Origin of the sequence: Accumulibacter sp., from assembly GCF_023806635.1 — a bacterium.
Lineage (GTDB): Bacteria > Pseudomonadota > Gammaproteobacteria > Burkholderiales > Rhodocyclaceae > Accumulibacter.
The window spans coordinates 66,230-83,441 of record NZ_JAMTDQ010000044.1 but is presented as its reverse complement, the minus strand read 5'-3'; the positions used below and the strand labels follow the sequence as shown (position 1 = coordinate 83,441).

Annotated in this window: 17 protein-coding genes; 9 read left to right on the top strand and 8 right to left on the bottom strand. The window is 65.8% G+C overall.

Annotation, left to right across the window (positions count from 1 at the left end):
* Positions 1–8: 8 nt before the first annotated feature.
* From NFW30_RS08855 to NFW30_RS08825, 7 genes are all read left to right on the top strand, one after another.
* Positions 9–674, top strand: coding sequence for an energy-coupling factor ABC transporter permease (locus NFW30_RS08855; protein ID WP_295351115.1), 666 nt, complete (start codon positions 9–11; stop codon positions 672–674).
* Entirely contained in the window at positions 649–2,517 is a 1,869-nt protein-coding gene (locus tag NFW30_RS08850; RefSeq protein WP_295351118.1) for a hypothetical protein, read from the top strand. Before NFW30_RS08855 ends, NFW30_RS08850 begins: the two co-directional genes overlap by 26 nt.
* Before the next feature lie 55 nt (positions 2,518–2,572).
* On the top strand, positions 2,573–4,366 hold the full coding sequence (locus NFW30_RS08845) for an acyl-CoA dehydrogenase (RefSeq protein ID WP_295351121.1): 1,794 nt from the start codon (positions 2,573–2,575) through the stop codon (positions 4,364–4,366).
* A gap of 110 nt (positions 4,367–4,476) precedes the next feature.
* Positions 4,477–4,884 carry a thioesterase family protein gene (locus NFW30_RS08840; protein WP_295351124.1) on the top strand — a complete coding sequence of 136 codons (408 nt, stop codon included), beginning with the start codon at positions 4,477–4,479 and terminating at the stop codon, positions 4,882–4,884.
* A gap of 15 nt (positions 4,885–4,899) precedes the next feature.
* A complete protein-coding gene (locus NFW30_RS08835) occupies positions 4,900–6,879 on the top strand; it encodes an acetoacetate--CoA ligase (RefSeq protein WP_295351126.1) in 1,980 nt (659 codons plus the stop codon).
* A 382-nt stretch (positions 6,880–7,261) separates the two neighbouring features.
* On the top strand, positions 7,262–8,146 hold the full coding sequence (locus tag NFW30_RS08830; RefSeq protein ID WP_295351129.1) for an alpha/beta hydrolase: 885 nt from the start codon (positions 7,262–7,264) through the stop codon (positions 8,144–8,146).
* Between the two features lie 12 nt (positions 8,147–8,158).
* The gene (locus NFW30_RS08825) at positions 8,159–9,613 is read left to right on the top strand and encodes a 3'-5' exonuclease family protein (RefSeq protein ID WP_295351384.1); all 1,455 of its coding nucleotides are present in this window, start codon (positions 8,159–8,161) and stop codon (positions 9,611–9,613) included.
* Here the strand turns inward: NFW30_RS08825 and NFW30_RS08820 are convergent.
* The 6 genes from NFW30_RS08820 to mltG all read right to left on the bottom strand — a co-directional run bounded on the left by NFW30_RS08820 (position 9,605) and on the right by mltG (position 14,211).
* Complete coding sequence (locus NFW30_RS08820; RefSeq protein ID WP_295351132.1) at positions 9,605–10,264, bottom strand: ankyrin repeat domain-containing protein; 660 nt, start codon at positions 10,262–10,264, stop codon at positions 9,605–9,607. The two genes, NFW30_RS08825 and NFW30_RS08820, sit on opposite strands and share 9 nt — an antisense overlap.
* Positions 10,261–11,043: a TatD family hydrolase gene (locus NFW30_RS08815; protein ID WP_295351135.1), complete on the bottom strand. Its 783-nt coding sequence runs from the start codon at positions 11,041–11,043 to the stop codon at positions 10,261–10,263. Before NFW30_RS08815 ends, NFW30_RS08820 begins: the two co-directional genes overlap by 4 nt.
* Positions 11,044–11,053: 10 nt before the next feature.
* Complete coding sequence (locus NFW30_RS08810; RefSeq protein ID WP_295351387.1) at positions 11,054–11,434, bottom strand: PilZ domain-containing protein; 381 nt, start codon at positions 11,432–11,434, stop codon at positions 11,054–11,056.
* Positions 11,435–11,531: 97 nt separating this feature from the next.
* A complete protein-coding gene (holB, locus tag NFW30_RS08805) occupies positions 11,532–12,539 on the bottom strand; it encodes a DNA polymerase III subunit delta' (RefSeq protein ID WP_295372005.1) in 1,008 nt (335 codons plus the stop codon).
* A 38-nt stretch (positions 12,540–12,577) separates the two neighbouring features.
* Positions 12,578–13,213, bottom strand: coding sequence for a dTMP kinase (gene tmk, locus NFW30_RS08800; protein WP_295351140.1), 636 nt, complete (start codon positions 13,211–13,213; stop codon positions 12,578–12,580).
* The gene (gene mltG, locus NFW30_RS08795) at positions 13,210–14,211 is read right to left on the bottom strand and encodes an endolytic transglycosylase MltG (protein WP_295351143.1); all 1,002 of its coding nucleotides are present in this window, start codon (positions 14,209–14,211) and stop codon (positions 13,210–13,212) included. Before mltG ends, tmk begins: the two co-directional genes overlap by 4 nt.
* Before the next feature lie 193 nt (positions 14,212–14,404).
* Here mltG and NFW30_RS08790 point away from each other — a divergent pair, with 193 nt between their 5' ends.
* Positions 14,405–15,436 (top strand): folate-binding protein, encoded by a 1,032-nt coding sequence (locus tag NFW30_RS08790; protein WP_295372003.1) that lies wholly within the window; start codon positions 14,405–14,407, stop codon positions 15,434–15,436.
* Between the two features lie 12 nt (positions 15,437–15,448).
* Positions 15,449–16,219: an NRDE family protein gene (locus NFW30_RS08785; protein ID WP_295351148.1), complete on the top strand. Its 771-nt coding sequence runs from the start codon at positions 15,449–15,451 to the stop codon at positions 16,217–16,219.
* On the opposite strand, the gene NFW30_RS08780 is transcribed toward NFW30_RS08785, so the two are convergent.
* A complete protein-coding gene (locus NFW30_RS08780; protein WP_295351151.1) occupies positions 16,201–16,683 on the bottom strand; it encodes a L,D-transpeptidase in 483 nt (160 codons plus the stop codon). The genes NFW30_RS08785 and NFW30_RS08780 overlap by 19 nt on opposite strands.
* Positions 16,658–17,158: a tRNA adenosine(34) deaminase TadA gene (gene tadA, locus NFW30_RS08775; protein WP_295351153.1), complete on the bottom strand. Its 501-nt coding sequence runs from the start codon at positions 17,156–17,158 to the stop codon at positions 16,658–16,660. The genes NFW30_RS08780 and tadA overlap by 26 nt, the downstream gene beginning before the upstream one ends.
* Between the last annotated feature and the right edge of the window lie 54 nt (positions 17,159–17,212).

The window sequence follows — 17,212 nt, the reverse complement described above, 5'->3', positions numbered from 1 at the left end:
CAGGCAGCATGAACTTGCCGGACGGATTGCTCGACACCGGCTGGACGCTGGTTGCGTGGATGCCCTTCGTCGTTGCGACGGTGATCGCAGCGAGGCAGGCACGATGGCGCGTGCTGCTCGACAGTTCGCGTCTGAATGCCTTCCTCGCGATGATCGTCGCGTTGATCCTGCTCTGGCAGCTGCAGGCCGGGGTCAAGCCCGGCCTGTCCCTCCACCTGCTCGGGGCGACGGTCTTCACTCTCTGCTTTGGCTGGCAGCTTGCCTTTCTTGGCCTGAGCGTGGTTCTGCTCGGTGTCACGCTGAACGGCGCCGCGGGTTGGCAGGCATTCGCTCTCAATGCCGTCCTCATGGCGGGTGTCGGTGTCGGCGTCAGCCACACGGGCCACCGTCTGGTCGACCGCCTGCTGCCGGGCCACCTGTTCGTGTTCATCTTCTGCAAGGGATTCTTCACCGCTGCACTGGCCGTCCTCGCGGTCGGTCTGGTATCGAGCCTGGTGTTCGCGCTTGCGGGTGCCTACAGCGGCCAATACCTGGCGGACGACTACCTGCCGTACTTTTTCCTGCTCGCTTTCTCAGAGGCCTGGCTGTCGGGTATGCTGAGCACGCTGCTGGCTGTATATCGACCGCAGTTGCTGGCAGACGGCAGCGATGCACTCTTTCCTGGAGGCAAATGAGTCCACCGAGAAGCGCCTGGCTGCGCCCGTGCGAGCAGACCTGATGCGTGCCGGCGTGCCGTTCCTCATCCTGCTGCTCGCCGTCGGCGGTTCCCCGAGCCATGCCATCATGCTCGGGGAGCTGCGCAGTTCGGCGCGCGTTGGCCAGGTGCTGCAGGCCGAGATCGAGGTCAACGAGCACCCGGCCGAGCGCTTCGACCCCGCCTGCCTGAAGCTCTTCCGACCGCAGTCGGCCAGCGATGATCTGCCGTGGATCACCGATGCGCGCCTCAGCTATCGGCGCGAGGGTGGGCAGGGCCGCTTGAGCATCGTCTCCCGGGCAGCGATCGCCGACCCGGCCGTGCGGCTGGCGGTTCGCTCGGAATGCGCCTCGACGGCCAGCAGAGAGTACACGATCCTGCTCGCGGACCCGACTGGTGCCTTGGCGGCGGCGCCAGTGCGCAGTCCGGTTGCACCAAAGGCATCAGCGCAGGGCAATGGCACGCTGGGCGCACTCCCGGATGCACCGCGGCCAGCGGACGCTCTTCCGCCGCGGCGATCGCCGGCGACCACCGGCGAGGGCGGGCGCGCCGCTCGCGGGTCGCCAGCGAAGGGAGAAGCCGCCCCACTGGTGTCGAGCGACGAGTTGTCCGAGCCCGTACCGGCGAGCGAACTGGGAAGAGAACTGCTGCGTCTCGAACAACGGGCGCTCGCAATGCTCAACGACCCAGCCGACGACCAGGAGGCGATGAGCAACAAGCTGGCGTGGCTCGAAGCCAACGTCGCCGAGCTGAAGAGAGCGGCAGAGAAACTGCAGGGTGGTGCGGCGGCCCTCCCGGGTGGCGATGCGGCCGGCGAGCCGCGGCCTTCGGGGGCGGTCGCCGGGTCAGCGGGTTCGCCGCCCGGCGCGGCTGCCCAGGGCGCTGCGCCAAGCGCCGCAGCGAACACGCCGGCGTCGGCTGCGTCAGCAACGAACGAGCCGCCGCGCGTCGTGCGGACACAGCCGGCAGCGCCCGCCACTGCCGAAGAAGAACACTGGCTGTTCTACGGCTTGCTGGTACTGGTTCTGCTGGTCGCGCTGTTTCTCTTCCGCCGCCATCGCAATGCGACCGTCGAGCAGCTTGGGGGGGAGAGCGAACAAGCGGCTGCAGGAACGACGAACGACAGACATCAGTTCTCGCTGACGCCGGCGGCGGCAGCGGCTGTTCCCATCGAGGCGCCGCAGCGCCGCACCGCCGTCCCTCTTCCCGCACACGTACCCGCACCCGTACCCCTACCCGCACCCGTACCCGTGGCAGCGACAGTTGCCCCGGCGGTCGCAGAAGGGGGCGACGCAGCACCGCCGACGGTGGCGGCAGCGCTCCTGCCGCCCGATCAAGGCCTGGGGGGCGCCTCACCGGCGATCGAGTTGGCGGAGATCATGCTGTCCTTTGGGCGGGTCAGCGGCGCCGCGAGAACGCTCGAGGAGTATATAGCGGCCCTGCCGCAGGAATCGGCCAGGCCATGGATCCGGCTGCTGCATCTCTACCAGCGCAACGGCATGCGGGAGGAGTTCGAGGCGCTGACGGTCAAGCTCAACCGCAACTTCAACGTCGAGATCCTGGCCTGGGAGAACGAAAAAGTGAGCGGCGAACTGGAGCTGATTCCCCTTGCCGGCGCCGCCGCCAAGGCCCGCACGCTCGAGGACGTCCCGCGCCTGCGTGACGAAATCGTCGCCCTGTGGGGAAAACCCGAGTGCCTCGGCTATCTCGAGAACCTTCTGCGTGACAACCGGCAGGGCAAGCGCAAGGGCTTTCCGTTGCCGGTCGCCGAGGAGATCCTCTTCCTGATCGATCTCGCAGCGGCGCGTGAAGTTTCCCACTGAGCATCCCGGACTGCCCCGACAGAGATTCCGACAACAGCCATGAAAGGAGAAACAGATGAGTGAATACATTGCCCCGGTGCGCGACATGCAATTCGTCCTCAAGGAACTTGCCGGACTCGAGCAGGTAGCGCAACTGCCTGGTTGCGAGGAAGCGACCCCGGACCTCGTCGACGCCATTCTCGAGGAGGCGGCGCGCTTTGCCGAGGAAGTCCTGTCGCCGCTCAACTGGCCGGGTGACCAGGAAGGCGCCCGCTGGCACGACAAGACGGTGACCATGCCTGCCGGCTTCAAGGAGGCCTACCGGCTGTTCGCCGAGAGCGGGTGGACGGCGCTCGGCAGCGAGCCCGAGTGGGGCGGGCAAGGACTGCCGAAGGTGGTTGCGGCTGCGGTCGGCGAGATGTGGAAGTCTGCCAATCATTCCTTTTCGCTCTGCCCGCTGCTGACCAGTGGCGCGATCGAAGCACTGGTCCTCTCCGGCAGCGAAGAACTGAAACGGGTCTACGTCGAGAAGATGGTCAGTGGCGTATGGACCGGAACGATGAACCTGACCGAGCCGAATGCCGGTTCCGACCTCGCCGCCGTCCGCACCCGCGCCGAACCGCAGGCCGACGGCAGCTACCGGATCTGCGGACAGAAGATCTTCATCACCTACGGCGAACACGACCTGGCGGAGAACATCATCCATCTCGTCCTGGCGCGGACGCCGACCGCACCGGAAGGGGTGAAGGGGATATCACTGTTCATCGTACCGAAGTTCATGGTCAACGCGGACGGCAGCCTGGGCGCGCGCAACGACGCGTACTGCGTGTCGATCGAGCACAAGCTCGGAATCCATGCCAGCCCGACGGCGATCATGGCCTTCGGCGACCATTCGGGGGCAGTGGGCTATCTGGTCGGCGAGGAGAATCGCGGCCTCGAGTACATGTTCATCATGATGAATGCCGCCCGTTTCGGCGTCGGGCTGGAGGGTGTCGCGGCTTGCGAGAGGGCCTACCAGCGTGCGCGCGACTACGCTCGCGATCGCATCCAGTGCACCGACATCGGCGTGCGCGGCGGGCCGAAGGTGCCGATCATCCGGCATCCGGATGTGCGCCGCATGTTGATGACCATGAAATCGCGGGCCGAAGCGACGCGGGCGCTGGCGTACGTCGTGGCGGCGGCACACGATGCCGCCGTGCACCATCCGGACGCGGGCGAGCGCAAGCGCAGCCAGGCTTTCGTCGACCTGATGATTCCCGTCGTCAAGGGCTGGAGCACCGAGTCCGGCGTCAGCATGGCTTCGATCGGCGTCCAGGTACACGGCGGCATGGGCTACGTCGAGGAAACCGGGGCGGCGCAGCATCTGCGGGACGCGCAGATCTCGACGATCTACGAGGGAACGACGGGCATCCAGGCCAACGACCTCATCGGCCGCAAGATGGCGCGCGAAGGGGGGGCGACGTTGCACGCGGTCATCGGTCTGATGCGCGGCGTTGCCGGCGAACTCGGCGCTCGTTCGGGCGATGACTTCGCCGCGCTGCAGCGACGTTTTTCGGCGGCGATCGATGCGCTCGCCGCGGCAGGTGAGTGGCTCGTCGCCAATTATGGCAAGGATGTCCGCGCCGCGTCCGCCGGCGCCGTGCCGTTCCTGACCCTGCTCGGTATCGTTGCGGGTGGCTGGCAGATGGCGCGTGCCGCGCTGGTCGCGCAGGCGAAGATCGATGCCGGCGATGCCGACCCGTTCTACCCGGCGAAGATCGGTACCGCCCGCTTCTATGCCGACCACGTGTTGTCGCAGGCCAGTGGTCTCGCCAGCAGCGTGATCGACGGTGCCGCCGGTGTGCTTGCGCTGCCGGAAGACATGTTCTGATAAGTGGCTCCGCCGGCAGCACTCCCGCCGCCAGACCGGCAGAAACGGTGGCGGGAGTGGGCAGGCGACCCTGTGCGGGCGAGACCGCCGCCAACATCCTGGAAAAGACCATGCAGAATCAGAGAAAGCTCGTCCATACCTGCCTGATCCCCATCCGTTGGGGCGACATGGATGCTTACGGGCACGTCAACAACACGGTTTATTTTCGCTACATGGAGCAGGCCCGCGTCGAGTTTCTCGAGCGGCTCGGCTTCCGGATCATGCCGCATGGCTCGGCTCCCGTGATCATCAACGCCAGTTGCACTTTCCAGGTCCCGCTGAACTATCCCGGGGTGGTCGAGGTCAGGATGTACTGCGGACATCCGGGTCGCAGCAGCGTGCCGACGCACTACGAGATCAGCCTGCAGGGATCACCGACGATCCACGCCACCGGCGACTCGAAGATCGTCTGGATGGATGTCGCAAGCGGCAAGTCGGTGCCGATTCCCGAAACGCTGCGGGCCGAGTTGCCGGCCTGAGGGGGAGGAGGGGAGATGGGGCAGGAGACGCCACTCTGGCAGCCGAGCGCCGAGCGGATGGCCACGGCACGGCTCAGCTCCTTCACGGCCGCGGTGAAGCGGCGCTGGCAGGTGGACTGCGCCGATTACCCAGCCCTCTGGCGCTGGTCGCTCAAGCAACCGGAGGCTTTCTGGACTTCGGTCTGGGAAGAGTGTGGCGTGCTTGGCGACGCGGGGGCGACCATCCTGGAAGACGGCAAGCGCATGCCGGGCGCCCGCTGGTTTCCACAGGCCCGACTGAACTATGCCGAAAACCTGTTGCGACGCCGTGATGATGGGGACGCGCTCGTCTTCTGGGGCGAGAACCGGGTCAGCCGCCGGCTCTCGCACGGCGAGCTCCATGCGGCAGTGTCGCGCTGTGCGCAGGCACTGCAGGTCGCTGGCGTAGCCCCTGGGGACCGCGTCGCCGGCTACCTGCCGAACATGCCGGAAGCGTTGGTCGCCATGCTCGCCACCGCTTCGCTTGGCGCCATCTGGTCCTCGGCGTCGCCGGACTTCGGGGTACAGGGGGTACTCGACCGCTTCGGGCAGATCGAGCCCAAGGTCCTGTTCTGCGTCGACGGCTACTGGTACAACGGCAGGCCGGTCGACTGCATGGCGCGAAACATCGAGGTGGTCGGGCAGATGCCGGGCATCACACGAACCGTGGTCGTTCCCTACCTCGACGAGTCGCCGTCAGTGGAGCGGATCCGCAACGGCGTCAGCCATGCCGACTTCGTCGCTCCCTTCGTTGCCGGCGAGATCAGTTTTCAACGACTGCCGTTCGAGCACCCACTGTTCATCATGTTCTCCTCGGGCACCACCGGCGTCCCGAAATGCATCGTCCATTGCCATGGTGGCGCCTTGCTGCAGCACCTCAAGGAACACCAGCTGCACGGTGACGTGCGGCCTGGCGACCGCCTCTTCTATTTCACCACCTGCGGCTGGATGATGTGGAACTGGCTGGTTTCCGGTCTGGCATCGGGCGCGACGCTACTGCTCTACGACGGTTCACCCTTCGCTCGTGGTGCTGACGGTACGGCCGGAACGATTCTCTTCGACTATGCCGACGCCGAGCGCATGACCCACTTCGGAACCTCGGCCAAGTTCATCGATGCGATCGCCAAGAGCGGCCTGCAACCGCGCGGCACGCATTCGTTGCGCGAACTGCGGACGATGTTCTCGACGGGCAGCCCACTGGCGCCCGAGGGTTTCGACTATGTCTACCGCGACATCAAGTCGGATCTGCTTCTCGCCTCGATTTCGGGCGGTACCGACATCCTTTCGTGCTTTGCCCTCGGCAATCCGCTGCTGCCCGTGTACCGTGGCGAGTTGCAGTGTCGCGGTCTCGGAATGGCGGTCGAAGTCTTCGACGACGATGGCCGCCCGCTTGCTGCGGGAAGCGGCGAGCGCGGCGAACTGGTGTGTACCGCGCCGTTTCCCGCCATGCCCGTCGGCTTCTGGAACGACCCCGACGGTGGCAAGTACCACGCGGCGTATTTCGACCGCTTTCCGAATGTCTGGTGTCACGGGGACTACGTGGAGTTGACGGCGCACGAGGGACTGATCATCTACGGCCGTTCCGATGCCGTGCTCAACCCCGGCGGCGTGCGCATCGGTACCGCCGAGATCTACCGCCAGGTGGAGAAGCTGGCGGAAATCGTCGAAGCGCTCGTGATTGCCCAGGATTGGCTGGGCGACGTGCGGATCGTGCTTTTCGTCAGGCTGCGCGACGGTCTCGTTCTCGACGAGGCATTGATCGACCGCGTCAAACAGCAGATTCGCGACAACACCACGCCTCGCCACGTCCCGGCCAAGGTGCTGCAGGTGGCCGACATTCCGCGCACCAAGAGCGGCAAGATCGTCGAGCTTGCCGTTCGCCACGTCGTCCACGGCCGGCCCGTCAAGAATATCGAGGCCTTGGCCAATCCGGATGCGCTCGAGTGTTTTCGCGACCGACCGGAGCTGCAGACCTGAAGCAGCGACAACCGGTCGCTGCGGTCCGCCACATGACCCGAGGGCCTTGTGGGTCACAGGAAGCAGGGCAACGACGGCGCGGCACACGGACGCACGCAAGGACGAAGGGCCTTTCTGCGGACATGGGCTGTAGCCCGTCGTCTCGTAATTTACATAATACAAATTATCGGTACTTTTGGGCGGGGTTGGATGTGCAGTGGCGCCCGGTTGGTTGCGCCGGGCGACAGCTCCCGACGACAACGGCGCAACAGGCCTCGCCAGGCCGTGCCGGGTTCGGAATGGCGGCTCCCGCGGCGGCCATCGGGTTCGCTTCCGATCCAATCGGTGGTAGATTCGCGTTCTGTCGATATCCTAGCCAGTCCCATCTCCGGGACCACTCGCCATGCCCACAGTGACCGCCAACGACCTGCAGATCGAGTACGAGTCCTTCGGTAGCGAGACGGCGCCCGCGATCCTGCTGATCATGGGACTGGGTGCCCAACTCAGCCGGTGGAATGTCGAACTCTGTCAAGCTCTGGTTGAGCGCGGCTATCGCGTGCTGCGCTTCGACAACCGTGACTGTGGTCTGTCGAGCAAGCTCGATGAGGCGGGAGTTCCGGACATCGGCCGTGCTCTACGACGCGGCGTGGCGCCGGAAGCCCCGTATTCGCTCGAGGACATGGCGGCAGACTGCGCCGGCCTGCTGGACGCGCTGGGAATCGAGGCGGCGCACGTGGTCGGCGCATCGATGGGCGGCGCCATCGCTCAGATCGTCGCGGCCCGTTACCCGGAGCGCTGCCTGTCGCTGACCAGCATCATGTCGACCAGCAGCCATCCGGACCTGCCGCCTCCGAGTTCGGAGGCTGCGCAGGCCCTGCTCGCGCCATTGCCGGCGGCACGGGACCGGGAGAGTCTGATCGAGGACGCGATCAGGCGCCAGCTGGCGGTTGCCAGCCCGGAGTATCCGAGTTGCCCGGATCGCCTGCGCAATCAGATTGCCGACGAGCACGAGCGCGCTTTCCATCCGCGCGGCGTCACCCGGCAACTGGCGGCCTTTCTTGCCAGTGGCGACCGCCGCGCACTGCTGGCGACGATCAAGGCGCCCACGCTCGTACTGCACGGTGCAGATGACCCACTGATACCGCTCGCCTGCGGCGAGGACGTGGCAGCTCACATTCCTGGTGCGGAATTGCGCGTCATCGATGGAATGGCGCATGATTTCCCGCTTGCCCTGACCGAAGTCTTCGCCGACGCCATTGCCGCGGTTGCCAACCGCAGCCAGCGCTGAACCTCTGCCGTGATGTCCGTCGATGAGGCGCGGCTTCTCGCGCCGGAGCCTATGGTCTTCGTCGACCTCGAGACCAGCGGTGCCAACTTCGCCAACGACCGAATCATCGAGGTTGGCCTGGTCGAGGTCGACTCGACAGGGGTCCGCGAATGGAGTGTCCTGGTGAATCCCGAGGTGCCGCTGTCGCCGTTCATCACCAGTCTCACCGGCATCAGTGAGGCCATGCTGCGGCCGGCTCCGACCTTCCGCCAGATCGCCCATGAACTGCTCGAGCGATTGCGCGGGCGACTGTTCGTCGCGCACAACGCGCGCTTCGATTACGGTTTCCTGAAAGGAGAATTCGGCCGGATCGGGGTGGACTTTCGCCAGCCGAGCCTGTGTACCGTCAAGCTGTCACGCAAGCTCTACCCCCAGCATCACCGGCACAACCTCGACACCCTCGTTGAACGGCATGGCCTGACTGCCGGCGGCGGGCGCCATCGGGCACTTGCCGACGCCCGGCTGCTCTGGAGCCTTTGGCAATGCTGGCACCGTCAGCTGCCCGCAGCGATGGTCCGCGACGCCGTGGAAGCGATCGTCGGCCGTCCCGAACTGCCACCGCAACTCGATCCGGCGGCGCTCGACGACCTGCCCGAGGCGCCAGGTGCCTACGCGTTCTATGGTGAGGACGGTCGCCTCCTGCTCGCGCGTCGCAGTGACAACCTGCGGCGCCAGGTGCTCGGTCACTTCGCTGCCGGCAGCCGAGACAAGGCGCTCTACCGCGATGCCTGGCGAACTGAGTGGCGCGAGGCAGCCGGCGAGTTGGGCGCGCGTCTGCATGAGTTGCGCTACGCGCGCTCGGCGCCGCCGACCACTTCGGCCAAGGCAACGGGCAGCGGCGGCACCGCGGGGCACCTGCCGCCTGCCAAGGAACTCTGTTCGTGGCAGCTGCACTCGCCCGCATCGGGCGACTGCAGGCTGCGACTGGTGTTCGCCGACGAAATGGATTTCGCCGTCGCCGACGACCTCTTCGGGATGTACACGAACCGCCGCGAAGCGCAGCGCTCGCTGCGCGTGCTGGCCGAGGCGCATCAACTGTGTCAGAAACAGGTCGGCATCGAGCAGGCGGTCGCTGCGTGCAGTGCCTATCGGCAAAAGAACTGCCGCGGCGCCTGCGTCGGCAAGGAGTCGTTGCTGCAGCACGGCGCACGACTGATGAGCGCTCTGGCTCGCCTGAAGATCAGGAGCTGGCCCTACCGCGGCCCGGTCGCTTTGATCGAGCGCGACGATTTCGGCATGCGCCAGGACATCCACGTCGTTGACCGCTGGCGGCTTCTCGGCACGGTGCAGGACGATGCGGGTCTGCAGACGCTGCTGGCTGCCGGACCCAGCCGACAGGACTTCGATCCGGAGGTCTATCGGATCGTCAGTCGCACCCTGAACACGGGCAAGGTGGTCGTCCGGCCCGTAAACGCTCTTTCACCGTGAAGCCGCAGGGTCCGCCGGCGGCGTGCCGGCGCGTCCGCCAGCCTTGCGCAGCAGGTCCGCGATGTCCGTGTTGTCGGACTTGAGCGCCCAGTCGATCGCGGTTGCCCCCCGGTCATTGGCCATGTTGGGATCCGCCTTGTTCTGCAGCAGCAGCTCGACGATCTCGATGTGTCCGAAGCGGGCGGCGAACAGCAACGCTGTCGACCCGTTCGGGGTCGTCGCATTCACTTCCGCTCCCTTGGTGAGAAGGTACTCGGCCACTGCCGTACGGCCGCTGAAAGCGGCGTAGATCAGGGGCGACCAGCCATAGAGGTTGACGTCGGCACCCGCTTCGACGAGACGCTTGACGAAAGGGAGCAGGCCCTTGTAGGCAGCCAGGCTGAGTGCAGTCTCACCGTTACGATTGCGGGTGTTCAGCCGTGCGCGCCGTTTCACGAGATAGTCGAGAAAGTCCAGGTTCTCGCGCTGCACGCACTGCATCAGTAGCGTATTGCCGGCTGCGTCCACCGAATTGACATCCATGCCGCGGTTGATCAGCTGGATGGCCCAAGTCGTATTGCCGGAGATCAGGGCCTCCTCCATGTCTTCATAGGCACCGGCCGCGGCCATGGTGGGAATCCACAACGCAAACAAGAACGCAAGAATCTTCATTGGGCAACCTTCGTGTGGGCTTCAGGAAAGAGATTGAAGAAATTGGCCGTCGTGGCGTCGGCGACCTGTTGATAGCTGAGGCCTCGCAGGCGTGCGACATCTTCCGCGACATGGCGGACGTAGGCAGGCTGGTTCGTCTTGCCACGGTAAGGCACCGGCGCCAGGTAGGGTGAGTCGGTCTCGACCAGCAAACGATCCAGCGGCACGCGCAGCGCAACCTCTCTGACCGTGAGCGCGTTCTTGAACGTGACAATGCCGGAGAGCGAGATGTGGAAGCCGAGGTCGAGTGCTGCCTGGGCAATCGGCCAGCTTTCGGTGAAACAGTGCATGATGCCGCCCACTTCGCCGGCCCCCTCCTCCGCCATGAGCCGCAGCGTGTCCGCTGCAGCTTCCCGGGTATGGATCACCAGCGGCTTGCCGGTCACGCGGGCGGCCCGGATGTGAGTGCGGAAGCGCTCACGCTGCCATTCCGGAGCATCCTTGTGCCAGTAATAGTCAAGCCCGGTCTCGCCGATCGCCACCACTCGCGGATGTGCCGCAAGGCGCACGAGGTCGTCGACCGTTGCCTCGCGGACTCCCGTTTCCTCGGGGTGTACACCAACCGTTGCCAGGAGCATCGGCCACGTATCGGCGAGTTGCAAAACCCTGGCCAGACGTTCCAGGGTGACGCCGATACACAGCGCGCAGCCGACGTCATTGGCACGCATCAGCCCGATGATCTGCTCGATGCGATCGGCCAGCTGCGGAAAGTCGAGATGACAATGCGAGTCAACCAGCATCGGCCGGCCATCAGATGGTGTGCGTTGGGCGGCCCGACTGCATCACGCCGCCCAGCAGACCCTCGATGCGCCGGCGTGCCTCGGCGCCGCTTTCGTCGTTCTTGAACTGCACGCCGATTCCCTGTGCCTTGCTGTTCTGAGCGCCAGCCGGCGTGATCCAGACGACCGTGCCGGCGATCGGCAGCTTGGCGGGATCATCCATCAGCGACAGCAGCATGAAGACATCGTCACCAATCGAGTAGTTGCGGGTGGTTGGAATGAAGATGCCGCCATTGCGCAACAGCGGCATGTAAGCCGCGTAAAGTGCCGACTTCGAGTTGATGTTCAGCGACAGAACGCTGGGGCGCGGCGGCGTCACTGACGCCGCCTTGCCGATGTCGGTCTCTGCCATCTTCACTGGGAAGCGATCGATCGCCCAGTTGAGCGAAGTCCGTTGCGCACTCGCTGATGCCTCACTCGTTCATTGCCCCTGGATCGCGATGATTGCTTCACCACGCTCGGTGGCTTCGGAAAACCCGCACGTAGCCGAGAAAGAAGTCCTCGAGAAACAGTCGATTGTTCACGGGCTGCTCACATTGGGCCTTGCATTGTAGCGCTTTTCGGCTGAATGCCAAGATCCGGCGGGTGTCGGTTTCGCGCGCGAGGTCGTGCAGCAGAGCCGCCTGACGTACAAAATAGCGCGGTGGCTGCTCTTCGGTCGCGAGAAGCAGGTCGAACAACCACTTCTGTGCCCACTCAAGCAATCTGCGCAGCGGCGCCGGGCGCTTCTCGTTCCTGATGGCCCGCTCGAGTGTGGCTGCCGATGCGAGCGGATCCACTCCAGCCCCGCCGCTGACTTCGGCCAGAAGAGCGTCGACCAGGCTCCGCTCGCCGCTGCTGCTCAGGGCGAGCGCCAGGACCGGCGCACCGGCCGCCAGGGCCAACCAGTCGTCAGGATCGGCCACGCCAGCGTCGTCCAGCCAGGCGGTTCCCGCTGCTCGCGACGGCAACGGCACGCTGACGGTCTGGCAGCGGCTTCGGATCGTCGGCAGCAAGCGATGTGGGTTGCTGGAAACCAATATGAACTGGGTATTTGCGATTGGCTCTTCAAGTGACTTGAGAAGAGCATTGGCGGTTGCGCGATTCATCGCCTCGGCCGGGTTGAGGAGCACTACGCGCGCGCCGTGACGATGGGTTCCGACGTGCAGGAAGTCGTCGAGTGCCCGTACCTGATCGATCGTGATCTGCTGACTTAGCTTCTTCGCCTTTGCCGGGTCTTCTTCCTCGCCGGCATCGCCGCCGACCACGGCGAGCGACTGTGGTTGCAGCAGGCGAAGGTCCGGGTGATTGTCCTGGGCCAGCCAGCCGCAGGCCAGGCACTGACCACACGCCTCGCCTGAATCTCGCCGCTCCTCGCAAAGCAGGGAGGCGGCCAAGGCGACGGCAAGGTCGAACTTGCCAAGCCCCTGCCGACCGCACAGCAGGAGCGCGTGCGGCAGTCTGTCACGCCGCATCATGAGTTGCTGCCAGTCTGAAGCGTGCAGATCAATAATCCTCACAAACATAAGGTTGAAATCCTTTCTTCAATCTGCTTCGAGACTCTTTCCGGGGACTGGTCGGCGTCGATGACCGTGATTCGCTGCGGCGCCACCCGCGCCCGCTCGAGGTAGGCGAGGCGGACTCGCTCGTGGAACGTGACGTGCTCCATCTCAAAGCGATCGCGGTCGCGTGCCTGTTCGGCAATGCGCCGGGCCGCAACCGCCGCCGGTAGATCGAAGAGCAGGCTCAGGTCCGGCTGCAGCAGCGGGTGCACCCAGCCTTCGAGTTGCGCGAACTTCACCGGGTCGAGACCGCGACCACCACTCTGATAAGCATAGGTCGCGTCGCTGAAACGGTCGCAGACGACCCAGTCGCCCCGCGCGAGAGCCGGTTCGATGACTCGCGCAATGTGCTCGCGGCGGGCTGCGAACATCAGCAGCGCCTCGGTCTCCAGGTGCATGGTTTCGTGCAGGAGCAGCGCACGCAGTTTCTCGCCAAGCGCGGTACCCCCTGGCTCGCGCGTGCTGACGACGGCGACTCCGCGCCGACGCAGAGACTCGACGATGGTTGCGATGTGGCTGCTCTTGCCAGCGCCGTCGATGCCTTCGCAGGTAATGAAACGGCCGCGCGAACCGGACTGCGCGTGGTTCAAGGTCGGCCCCCTTTCTGGTAACGCCGCACCGCCTGATTGTGGTCTGCCAGCGTCCGCGAGAAGTGGCTGCTGCCGTCGCCGCGAGCGACGAAATAGAGCGCGTCGCTCGCCGCCGGGTGCAGCGCCGCTTGCAGCGAAGCGAGTCCGGGCATGGCGATCGGAGTGGGTGGCAACCCGCGGCGCGTATAGGTATTGTAGGGCGTATCCGCAAGCAGGTCGCGCTTGCGCAGGTCGCCGTCGAAGTCATCGCCGAGTCCGTAGATCACCGTCGGATCAGTCTGCAAGGGCATCCCCAGGCGCAGGCGGTTGATGAACACCGCTGCCACTTGCGCACGATCCTGATCACGGCCGGTTTCCTTCTCGATGATCGAGGCAAGGATCAGAGCCTGATGGGCATCGCGCAGCGGCAGGTGATCAGCCCTCGCCTGCCATTGCTCTTGCAGGTGTCGCTGCATGGCACGCGCCGCGCGCGCCAGCAGGTCGATATCGCTGCTTCGCTTGGCAAAGAGATAGGTATCGGGAAAGAACGCGCCCTCGGCGGGTTGTTCCGGAACACCGAGCAGGCGCATGATCTCGCCGTCACTCAGGTCGCGGGTCTCGTGACGCAGATCCGGATGGCCATCGACGCGCTGGCGCATCTGACGGAAGGTCCAGCCTTCGACGAAGGTCAGCTCGGCCTGCGTGAAGTCTCCTCGCGTCAGTTTGCGCAGCAATTCGAGTGGCGTCGTGCCACGACCGATCTGGTAGCTTCCGGCCTTGATCGAAGCCTCGACGCCCATCAGTCTCGCGAGTGCGATCAGTACCCACGGTTCGACCGCGATCTCGCTGGCGGCGATCTCGCGAGCCGCCGAGCGCAGGCTGCTGCCGGGAGCAAGAGTGAACTCGACCTGGTCACGCGGCAGGCTGATCGGAATCAGAGCAACGTAGACGGCGGCCGCGGCGCCCAGAAGCAGGGCCAGGAAGGAGAAAGAGAGCAGCAGGCGAACGGTCTTGCGCATCGGTCCGGAGCAGCAGTCGGGCTGGCGGGCTGGAGGAGGAATGGGTGGTGGGGCGGGCATCGAGTCGCCCTATAATAGCCGAAACTCGCCCTAGCCAGCGGGGCACCCAAGGCACGGCCAGCCGGCCGCCGCTGCCGGCTGCGCCCCGCGGAGGACCGCCCGCCGGCCCGCCGGCCAACCAGATGGAAAGATGATGAACGCGAACTGGCAGGAGTTGCTGCGTGCTTCAGGTGCACGAATCGATCACAATCAGGTCACGGATTTTGGTGACGCGACGGCCGAGCTGTCTGCCGCTCGCGAGGCGACCGTCGTCGCGCCTCTGGACCACCTCGGCCTGCTCGCGGTGAGTGGCCCGGATGCCGCGAGCTTCCTGCACGGTCAGCTGACGAGCGATGTCAGGCACCTCGCCGAGGGAAGTGCACAGCATTCGGCATGGTGCTCGGCCAAAGGCAGGATGCTCGCCAGCTTCCTTGTCCTTCATTCAGGACCCGACTACTTCCTGCAGCTATCGGTCGACCTGTTGCCGTTCATCCACAGGCGCCTGTCGATGTTCGTCCTGCGCAGCAAGCTGAGCATCGACGACCGCTCCGGCGAGCTCCTGTTGCTCGGCGTGGCAGGGCCGCAGGCCGAGCGCGCACTGTGTGCCGCCAGCCTGCCCGTTCCTGCCACCCCTCTGGGCATCGCCGCCACGAAGACTGCACTGATAGTCCGTCTCGACAGCCGTCGCTTCGAGCTCCTCGTGAAGCTCGAAGCAACCCCGGAGTTGTGGCGGCAACTGCAGACGCAGGCGCGGCCGGTCGGCGCCGCGGCTTGGCAGTGGCTCGACATCGAGGCCGGTGTGCCGCTGATCAGCGAGCCGACCAGGGAGGAATTCGTGCCGCAAATGGCGGGTTTCGAGCAGCTCGGAGCGGTCAGTTTTCGCAAGGGGTGCTATCCCGGACAGGAGATCGTCGCTCGCACACAGTACCTGGGCAAGGTGAAGCGCCACCTCTACCGTGCGCACTGTGGCAGCCCGATGACGGCCGGCCAGGCGATCTACTCGGCGAGCAGTCCGCAGCAGCCCTGCGGCATGATCGCCAACGCGGCGGCAGCACCTGCCGGCGGCCACGATGCCCTGGCCATCATTCAGGAGAGCTTCGCTGCGGTCGGCGGGCTGCAACTGGGCAACCCGGGTGGTGCCGCGATCGACGTCGAGCCGGTCGTGGCGCCGGCGGCAACAGCCTGACCAGGACCGCCGATGTGCCTGATCCTGCTTGCCTGGCAGGCGCACCCGGACTATCCGCTGATCGTCGCCGCCAACCGTGACGAGTTCTTCACGCGCCCTTCGGCTGCCGCCGCGTTCTGGGCAGACGCACCGCAGGTGCTCGCCGGCCGCGATCTGGAAGCTGGCGGCACCTGGCTCGGGGTCAGTCGCGAGCAGCGCTTCGCCGCCCTGACCAACTACCGGGAGGGCGGCGGGCAGCCCCCGGGTGCGCGGTCGCGCGGTGCGCTGGTGGCCGACTTCCTCGTCGGCCGCGAGACGCCGGAGGCGTACCTCGAGGAAGTCGCGGTCCTGGCCGGCGAGTACAACGGCTTCAATCTCTTCATCGGCGACGCCGACCGGCTCGGCTACTGCAGCAACCGCGACGCAGGCCGGGTGCGGTGGCTGGGGCCCGGCATCTACGGGCTGTCGAACCACTTGCTCGACACGCCCTGGCCGAAACTGGCAAGCGCCAGGGCCGCGTTTGCCGCGGCGTTGCAGACACTGCCGCAAGCCGCGCCCTTCTTCAACCTGCTCGCCGACCGCGAGGTGGTTGCGGATTCCCACCTGCCGGAAACCGGTGTTCCGCTCGAGTGGGAACGCATCCTCTCGGCCGTCTTCGTCAGCTCCGAGCACTACGGAACGCGCGCATCGACGCTGCTGACCAGACGCCGCGACGGCCTGGTCACCCTCCACGAACGCAGCTACGGCGCTGGCGCAACGCCGATCGGCGAGGTTTGCACGAGCTTTCAGTCCTCGCTGATGTAAACCGGCGTATAAGGGGACACAAGGTCGAAAAGCTCGACGATGTCGTCATTGCGCATGCGAATGCAGCCGATCGATCCGGGTTGCCCCATCGGCGCACTATCCGGGCTGCCGTGGATGTACACGTAACGGCGCATGGTATCGACATCACCGAGGCGGTTGCGGCCGGGCTCGCAGCCGGACAACCAGAGGATCCGGGTCAGGATCCAGTCACGCTTCGGGAAGCGTTCGGCGAGTTCAGGCGAATAGACTTCACCGCTGGGCCGGCGCCCGATGAACACCGTGTTCGCCGGTTGGTTGGCACCGATCTTGGCGCGGATCAGATGGCGGCCACGCGGCGTGCAGTAACTGCCCTTCCGTTCGCCGACACCGCGGGTCGCGGTCGACACCAGATAGCTGCGGACCGTTTGCCCGCAGTCGCCCACAAGGCTCAGAGCCTGCCTAGCGATCGAGATCTCGATATGCACGTCTGCCCTCCCCTCTGCCTTCGCTGCGGCCACGCCGTTCGGCAAAGAAAGCCGAGAGCAGTTGCCCGCACTCGGCTGCCAGCACGCCGCCGACCACCTCGGTGTGATGATTCAGCCGCTCGACGGCGAACAGGTCGACCACGCTGCCATGGACTCCGGTCTTCGGGTCGCGCGCACCGTAGACCAGACGCGCCAGTCGTGCCTGCAGGACTGCCCCGGCACACATCGCACAGGGCTCGAGCGTGACGAACAGATCGCAGCCGGGCAGCCGATAGTTGCGCAGGTTGCGTGCCGCGTCACGCAAGGCCGTGATCTCCGCATGCGCCGTCGGGTCGTGGTCGCCGATCGGCGAGTTGAAGCCACGGCCGACGATGACCCCCGCCTGCACGACGATCGCGCCGACCGGCACCTCGCCGAGACACTCTGCAGCAAGAGCCAGCGACATCGCCTCGCGCATGAAGAATTCGTCGTCCATCGGCCGCGATTGTACTGCAACGAGCCTGCCGGCTGCCGTTGCCAGCTTCAGGTG